At 44.1% G+C, this 8,735-nt stretch carries 5 protein-coding genes; all 5 read right to left on the bottom strand.

Annotated elements, in window-relative coordinates:
• Nucleotides 1-38 precede the first annotated feature (38 nt).
• Nucleotides 39-2,432: an ABC transporter permease gene (locus K1X84_02080; protein ID MBX7150400.1), complete on the bottom strand. Its 2,394-nt coding sequence runs from the start codon at nt 2,430-2,432 to the stop codon at nt 39-41.
• A 19-nt stretch (nt 2,433-2,451) separates the two neighbouring features.
• A complete protein-coding gene (locus K1X84_02085) occupies nt 2,452-3,561 on the bottom strand; it encodes a hypothetical protein (GenBank protein ID MBX7150401.1) in 1,110 nt (369 codons plus the stop codon).
• 35 nt (nt 3,562-3,596) lie between these two features.
• Nucleotides 3,597-5,972 (bottom strand): ABC transporter permease, encoded by a 2,376-nt coding sequence (locus K1X84_02090; GenBank protein MBX7150402.1) that lies wholly within the window; start codon nt 5,970-5,972, stop codon nt 3,597-3,599.
• 31 nt (nt 5,973-6,003) lie between these two features.
• Nucleotides 6,004-8,370 carry an ABC transporter permease gene (locus K1X84_02095; GenBank protein MBX7150403.1) on the bottom strand — a complete coding sequence of 789 codons (2,367 nt, stop codon included), beginning with the start codon at nt 8,368-8,370 and terminating at the stop codon, nt 6,004-6,006.
• Nucleotides 8,371-8,409: 39 nt separating this feature from the next.
• Nucleotides 8,410-8,735 (bottom strand): ABC transporter permease (locus K1X84_02100; protein MBX7150404.1); only part of this gene is annotated, 326 nt, incomplete at its 5' end.

Consider the following 8,735-nt stretch of genomic DNA (forward strand, 5'->3'; position numbering starts at 1 on the left):
ATAGTTGAATACGTTTTCCATCCTTAGACAAGGTCCGTCTATTCGTATTTCAAAGTTTTTACGGGATTAGAAGTAGCGGCTTTTATCGCCTGATAACTTACGGTTGCAAGAGCGATCAGCAGAGCTAATCCCATTGCTACCAGAAATGTTAAAGCGCTTAACGGCGCTTTGTAAACGAAATCAGCCTGCCATTGTTGCATCATATAATAAGCTGCCGGGCAAGCCACTATGCCCGCAATGATCACCAGCTTGACAAAATCCTTTGATAACAAAGTCACGATACCACCCACGCTCGCACCCAGTACTTTTCGGATACCTATTTCTTTTGTGCGCTGCTCGGTCGTGAATGCAGCCAATCCGAAAAGGCCAAGGCATGCAATAAAAATTGCAAGAGACGCAAAATAAGCGAATACGCGGCCAAGTTGTTCATCGGCCCGATGTAATCGATCGAAATCGTCATTGAGGAAGTAGTAATCAAACGGGTAATCGGGAGAAAATTGATTCCACACAGATTCAATATGATTCAGAACGGATGCATATCCGTCGGTAGCAATGCGAAGGGAAATAAAATTTAAATTTTCTAACGGCCGCATGTTGATGGCCAACGGCGTTACTTCCTCCCTGAATGAAAATAATTGAAAATCCTTAGTTACTCCGACAATGACGCCTTTAATAACCTGACCGCCCCAATTCGTTTTAACGGATTTGCCCAGAGCCATCTCCGGAGATTTCCACCCGGCTTCACGTAAAAATGTTTCGTTGACCAGAAATGCATCAGTGGCATCGGAAGGACGCATGTCATCGAAGTTACGCCCGGCAACCAACGGAATGCCGTACGTTTGCAGAAAATAATAATCTACAAAATAGCGGTGTAATCCTAGTTCTTCAGGTAATCCCTCGACTATATAGTCATTACCATTTCCGGAACGAGCCGGCACCTGCTCAGTCATCGTCATATTTTGCACGCCTGCGTTGTTCAGCATAGCCGTACGAAATGCTGCTACGTTCTGACGAATGCCGTCATTAACCGGCAAAATGACAATCTGATCACGATCAAAACCAAGATTAAATCGACGAATCAACTGCATTTGATCCGATACAGCCAGTGTTCCAATAATCAGAATAACCGAAATTGCAAATTGGAAAATCACTAAACCTTTTCGAAACCATGCCGTCCACGCGCTTCCACTCTTCAGTTTGCCTTTCAGCACTTCAATCGGTTGAAATGCCGAAAGAAAAAATGCAGGATAACTTCCTGTGGCAAGCCCACCCGCCAAACCTGTGATTATTAAACCACCAAGCATCGGCAGATTGGAAAGAAAATCAATGGTCATGCGTTTTCCGGAAATATTATTGAAAACCGGGAGGAATAATTCAATCAATCCAAAGCTGATTATCGTCGACAAAAAGCTCAACATCAAAGCTTCACTGAGAAATTGCCGGATCAATTGAGATCGGTATGCACCAAGCACTTTCCGCATACCGACTTCACGTGCGCGTTGGGCCGAGCGAGCCGTCGCAAGATTCATAAAATTGATACATGCGATCACCAGAATAAAAACGGCAATGGCCGAAAATATATATATATAACGCATGTCGCCATTGGGCGTTAATTCGGCCCGTAATTTAGAGTGAAGCCGAATTTCAGGCAGAGGTTGAAGACTGATCGAATACCATGGTTCTTTCATGTGTTTTTTTAAAAACGCGTCGAATCTTGATTCCATTTCCGATTTAGAAGTGCTCGACGCGAGCAACACGTACGTAAAAACCGGATCAAATCCCCAGCCTTCGATACGCCCTTTAAGGCTTGAAAACGAAGCCAGGAAATCAAATTGAATGTGCGAATTGGACGGCAAATCTTTGATAACGCCCGTTACTTCGTAACCTGTAAATTGTCCGTCGTTATTGGCGTCGATGGCCAATGTCTTGCCAAGCGCTGACTGATCGCCGAAATACTTCCGAGACATAGATTCGGTAATTACTAACGTATTGGGCCTCACAAGCGCCGTATGAGCATCGCCATTGATAAACGGAAATGTGAATACATCGAATACGTCAGCATCAGCAAAAAAAAGATTGGGTTCATAAAAACGGTTTTCACCGTAAGCGATTACCCGTTTTTCATTCCATCCCATTTTCCGAAAACGAACGGCGTGTTCAACTTCCCGGCTAAAATCCGTACGCATCGCCGGAGCCCAGGAAAATGCACCGTTCGCATTGGTTGGCTGTCCGTCTCCGCTGTTACTGGCTACAATCCGGTACACACGGTCCGCTTTTTCGTTAAACCGGTCGTAACTAAGTTCATCCTGAATGTATAACAGCATCAACATGCAGCACGCCATTCCAATGGACAGACCGGTAATATTGATCAATGAATATGACTTGTGTTTCAGAAGATTGCGCAAGGCAATCTTAAAATAATTTTGGAACATTCCACATCTCCTTTTCTTATCAATGATTGATAACCATATCTTTCATATCCGGAAATCTTGCCTGGATTCCCCAGCCTCCAAAATCCTCTGAAACAGCCAGCCAGATTTCATTTTTACCTTTTTGAAGCGGCAAATAAATTGTATCGTAATATCCGATCGTTCCAAGAAACCGGTAATCGCGCGACAGGTAATTATTCATTCCGGCATATAGTAATTTTCCATTGCAGAAAACTTTTACACGATCGCTGAAACCGATCACCATCTTTTTGATTTGTTCTTTCTCAGAAACGGCAGTGATTTTGGCAAATGCCGTATTGAGGCTATCGGTAACACCTTGAACTCGTGCGAGATTGGCCAATCCGGTAATTTCACATTCTAGTTTGGTCCATTTAAGGTTTCCGGTAACCGTTTTATTTAATTCTGTAACATTCTCAAGCGATTTTTCAGAAATGGTATTAGAGATTTGCCACGCCATTACCGAACCCGATGGCATTTCTTTTTTGGGAGACGGAGTGCCTTTGAGCGGTTGGTTTTCCGATTTAGTAAATTGAAAATTCGCGAAGTAGGCGCCGGTAAAATTACTGTTCGTTAAACCGACGCTCCCGGAACGAACCGGCATTTTCATTTCGTCAATGAAGATCGCTGGTTTTTCCATATCCTGAATGTAAACTTCCGCCTGAGTGCCTGATACGGCAATTTTGATGTGCATCCATTGATTGAAAACATATTTAACCGGATGACCGTATCCTTCGCCGTAATAGAGCTGCCACGCCGGTATGTCATTGAATACCGGTGTATATTGATTCGCATCAGGATTACCTGATTGGTGTGGCCGGATATAGAAATTTTCATAATTTTTCGGATCTTGAACTCTCCATACCGCGCCCATAAATCCCCGTTCTCCGGTAACGGCAATATCAAATTCAATCGTACCATTTGTAAAATCAGCATCGGCAACTCCTGCGCCAGCGCCTTTCAAATACAAAGCTTTTTGCCCGAGGTAATCGACGATTTTAAATTCTTGGCCCGCAATTTCCCACCGCGGCGAATCGAATGGAATAACCTGCGCCTTAGCTGAAAATGAAATCAGTGTCAAAGTAAAAAAGCACAAAAATAGATTTCTAAACATACATCCTCTCAGATTTGGATTTGTTTGTGTGTATTTTATTCGTATTTCAGAGCACTTACGGGATTGGCATTTGCCGCCCGCATGGACAACGCGCTGACCGTGATGAAGGCCAAAGCAAGACTGACAACGGTCGCTAATAAAAAAATACCTATACCTACTGAAATTCTATACGCAAAATCCTCGAGCCAAACGGACATAGTATAATACGCAATCGGCCACGCAACGACGTTAGCGGTTACAACAAGCTTCATGAAATCTTTGGACATTTCGACAACAATTCCCGGAACGGTAGCGCCTAATACTTTACGAATACCGATTTCTTTTGTTCTCTGCTGGGTCGCGAACGATGCCAGCGCAAGCAATCCGAGGCACGCAATAAACACTGACATAGCCGCAAAGATCATCACAGTGGCGCTGAATTTTTCGTCAGCACGATATTGACGATCGAGATCGTCGTTCAGGAAAAAATATTCACACGGACGCGTCGGTAAAACTTTTTTCCAAATACTCTGGATCGCCGTGACGGCATCGGACGCACGGTTCATATCAACCCGTATCGAAACATAACCATTCCATGACGGCCAAATGGCCAAAACAAGTGGTTCGATCGTTTCATGCAGAGAATTAAAATGGAAATCGTTGATCACGCCGATAATCCGTCCATCCTCGTTCATCGCAAACCGTTTTCCGATGGCATCTTGCGCTGACGACCATCCGGATTGTCGCACAGCCGCTTCATTGACGATAAAACTTGTTTTCCAATCAGCTTGTGAATCGTTAAAAAAATCGCGACCGGCCAGAATTTTAGATTGATAGGTTTTGACAAAATCCGGATCGACGGTAAGTAAATTGATTCCCAGCGATTCATCGTCATTCATCCCTTCAGTCCAATAGCTCATGTGCGTGGACATTCGCCCCGGAATATCGCCGGTCGCCGTCACACTCAGGATCGACGATTCGGAAATTAATTCTTTTTTGAGCGTTTCGTAGCGATCCTGAACAAGTTTGTCCCACAAAAACGGAACTACAACGATTTGTTCTTTTTCAAACCCGAGATTCTGCGATCGTACAAATTGAAGTTGTTGGTAAACGACGCCTGTTCCGATCATCAAAGCTACCGCGGCTGTAAATTGGAAAATGATCAGTACTTTCCGAACCCCGAGAGTCGAACGGTTTGCTAAACCGCTACGCCCTTTTAAGGATTCCGAAGGTTTTAATCCGGACAAATAGAGCGCCGGATAAATTCCCGCCAGCAAACCTACTGTCATAACCAGCAGCACGACTATCAATGCCATTACTGGATTTGACAGCCATTGCAACGAAAGATCTTTGCCTGTAAAAGAATTAAAATAAGGTAAAACCCATTCAACCAGACCCAATGCAATTAGAAACGATATCGCACAAAGCAAGATGCTTTCTCCCAGATATTGCCGAATCAATTCGCCGCGGCCGGCACCGACGACTTTACGTAAACCGATTTCTTTCATACGATGCATCGAGCGTGCTGTCGCCATATTCATATAATTAATGCAAGCCAACAGAAGGACGAAAAAAGCGATGGCGGAAAAAATATACGTGTTCTGAAGACTGCCGTTTGGCTCGAGTTCATTCTTCAGATGTGAGTTTAAATGAATGCCGGTAAGCGGCTGTAAATCAAGTTGGACCGATCCTTCCGGATCGATGTACTTTTTGACAAAAAACGGCAGTTGTTGCTCCAGACTGTACCTGAAAGCCGCATCGTGCAATTTGATATAGGTATAATAAATGTTATTACGCCACGTGTTCAATTGCCGTTCCGGCGCCATGGCTTTCCACGTTGCAAACGATGCAAGAAAATCAAAATGAAAATGTGAATTTGTCGGCATATCCTGAACCACGCCGGCCACGGTCAGCGGAATCGAGTCACGGATCATCAGAATTTGACCGACGGCATTCTGATCACCAAAATATTTTTTAGCGGCCGATGCACTTAAGACGACCGTATTAGGTCTTTCTTGAGCGGCCGATGGTTTTTCCTCGATCCATTCAAATGAAAAAATTTTGAAAATATCCGGATCAGCAAAAAAGAAACTGTTTTCCTGAAATTGACGATCACCTGAACGAACATTGCCAATGAATTTGAATAACCGGCCGGAAGCCTCGATTTCACTGAAATCGCTCTTCAATGTCGGAGCAAGTAATGGAGCAGTACGGGCAAAATTAGATGTGGGATCTAATTGGAGATAATTGACCACACGGTAAATTTTATTATTCTCCGAATGGAATTGATCGTAAGAAAATTCATGTTGAATGTACATCACCATCAGCGTACACACGGCAAGGCCTACCGAAAGTCCAAAAATATTGATCAAACTGTAATGTTTGTGCTTAACAAGATTTCGGAAAGCAATTTTCAGATAATTGTCGAACATGTCTTTAACCTTTGTCTTTTATGCTGCATTTTTATTCGTATTTCAAAGCATCGACCGGGTTGGCGTTAGCGGCGCGGATTGATTGAATGCCAACTGCCAATAACGTGATGATCATAGCAACCGAGCCGGCTGCTATGAACGTTCCGGCATGAATACTTGTGCGATACGCAAAATTTTCAAGCCATGATGTCATCAGCCAATACGCTGCCGGCCAAGCCAATACATTGGCGATCAAAATCAGCTTTAAAAAATCAGCCGAAATCATCGTAATGATTCGTCCGGAAGTTGCACCGAGAACTTTACGGATCCCGATTTCTTTCGTACGACGCTGCGTGGTAAATGCAGCTAGCCCGAGCAACCCAAGAACTGCAATTCCAAGCGCAATCATGGTTCCGTAACTCATCACTGAACTCCAATCTTGTTCCGCGCGGTAATGCCTGTCGAATTCCTGATCAAGAAAAGTATAAGTAAACGGTTGAGCCTTTGCGAATTGCTCCCACGTTTTGCCGATAAATTTAATCGTCGACGGAATATCTTGTCCGTCAATGCGAACTAACATGTAGGCAAGGTGATCCCATTGTGGTAAGAGTACCATCGGTTCGATAACATGATGCAACGATTGAAAATGGAAATCAGCCACGACGCCAACGATCGTACGCTGTTTATCTCCGTCAACACCTTTGGCAAAAACAGTTTTCCCGATCGCCCGATCCGGCAACTCAATACCCATGGCCTTGACGGCTGATTCATTCAGTAACGCAGCTTGGTGAGGATCGGACGGAAAAGCGGAAGATACGTTGCGGCCGGCAATTATTTTAAGCCCAAGTGTTTTAACAAAATCTTCGGTAATCCAATTGAATGAAGCCGGAATTGTTTCGTCAGTACCAGGCCGGCCAAGATAATCGCCTGCGTGACCTTTACCGGGAAATGCATTGGCAGAACTCACGGATAAAATTTTTGAATTCAGTGTTAATTCCGATGAAAATGCACGGGCGTTGGATTCCATCGATTCGTCTTTCATCGGGATGATCAAAACCTGTTGTTTGTTGAATCCCAATTCTGCCGATTGCATATAACGCAATTGATCTAAAATAATCATCGTTGCAATCGCCATCGCGATAGAAGCTGAGAATTGAAGGACCACGAGCGATTGCCTTGCCCAACCTCCGAGCCGCAGTGTTTCGGCCTGCGGCCGCAAAGTTTTAGCGGGCTGCATGCGCGACAAAAATACGGCCGGATACAAACCGGCGCCCAGCCCCGTTACCAGAGTCATCGCAAACAGCATCCATCCGTCCGACCAATAATTAAGCACTAATTGTTTTTCGGCATATTGATTAATCACCGGTAATGCAAATTCGATGAGAACGATGCTACCGAACAGAGCAACCAGCGCAATGATCACCGATTCCGTCAAAAACTGTACGATCAACATACGCCGGTAAGCGCCGAGAATTTTGCGCATGCCGATTTCTCTCAAACGCGTTTGCGAACGCGCCGTAGCAAGGTTCACATAATTAATCACCGAAATCAGCAGAATGATTGCGGCAATGGCCGTCAACAAATACACATAACGGACGTCATTATTTTCTTCGAATTCTCCGGATAAATGCGAATACAAATGAATGTCCGTGATCGGCTGCAATTTCAGATGCGTTTGATTTTGATCGCCAAAGCGGCGTGCGTACAAAACACTCAATTTATTTTCAAGCGGTGAAGCATTGGCCGCATCGTTCAAGACGGCATACGTTTTTACCATCTGTCCCCAGCCTTTGAGAAAAGTCGGCCACATGACTTTAGGAAGGCTTGATGCCGATGCAATAAAATCCGGATGAACGTGCGTGTTGTACGGCACTGATTTTAAAACACCGGTAATGGTGAATTCATGTTTCGAATTATACCATAAAGTTTTGCCGACAGGATTTTCATTGCCAAAATATTTCGTAGCTGCCGCTTGAGTGATTACCATTGTAAACGGCGCTTGTAAGGCTGTACGAGCATCGCCTGAAGATAATTCAAATGAAAAAACATCAAAGAAGCTTTCATCCGCAAAGAAAAACTTCTCTTCGATATTCGCTGTTTGTTCATGGGCAATTAAAGGCGAGAACCAGTGCTTAAATACCTGGGTAACTTTTTCTACTTCGGGATAACCGGTTTTCAAAACATCGGCCAATGCAGGTGCTGAACTTGAAAGATGGCCGAAACTTGGTGAATCAGTCGTGACACGGTAAGTACGCTCTGCGTTAGCATGAAAGCGATCATATTTCAATTCATCACGAACGTACATCACAATCAGAACACACGCACTCATACCAATGGCCAGTCCCGCAATGGTGATCAATGAATACCATTTGGATTTCGATAAATTCCTGACGGCAATTTTCAGATAATTTTTGAACATGCCTTGCTCCAATGATTTAAAATGATGATTCTGCGTTTGTTACTCGTATTTCAACGCCTCGACCGGATTGGCTGACGCCATTTTTATTATGCGGTAGCCGATCGTAATAATTGCAAGAGTCACGGTAAACACGATCGCCACTACAAACACTCCGGCGCCTATGGACACTCTGTAAACAAAATTCTCAAGCCAGCTATTCATCATAAAATAAGCGACAGGCGAGGCAACAAGAAAAGCCAATGCGATCAAAATCAAAAATTCTTTGCCAAACATTATTATAATGTTTGGAATAGTTGCTCCCAGAACTTTGCGTATACCGATTTCTTTAGTTCGCTGCACTGCAACAAACGAAACCAGTCCGAACA

This window comes from bacterium (assembly GCA_019695335.1).
GTDB lineage: Bacteria > CLD3 > CLD3 > SB21 > SB21 > JABWBZ01.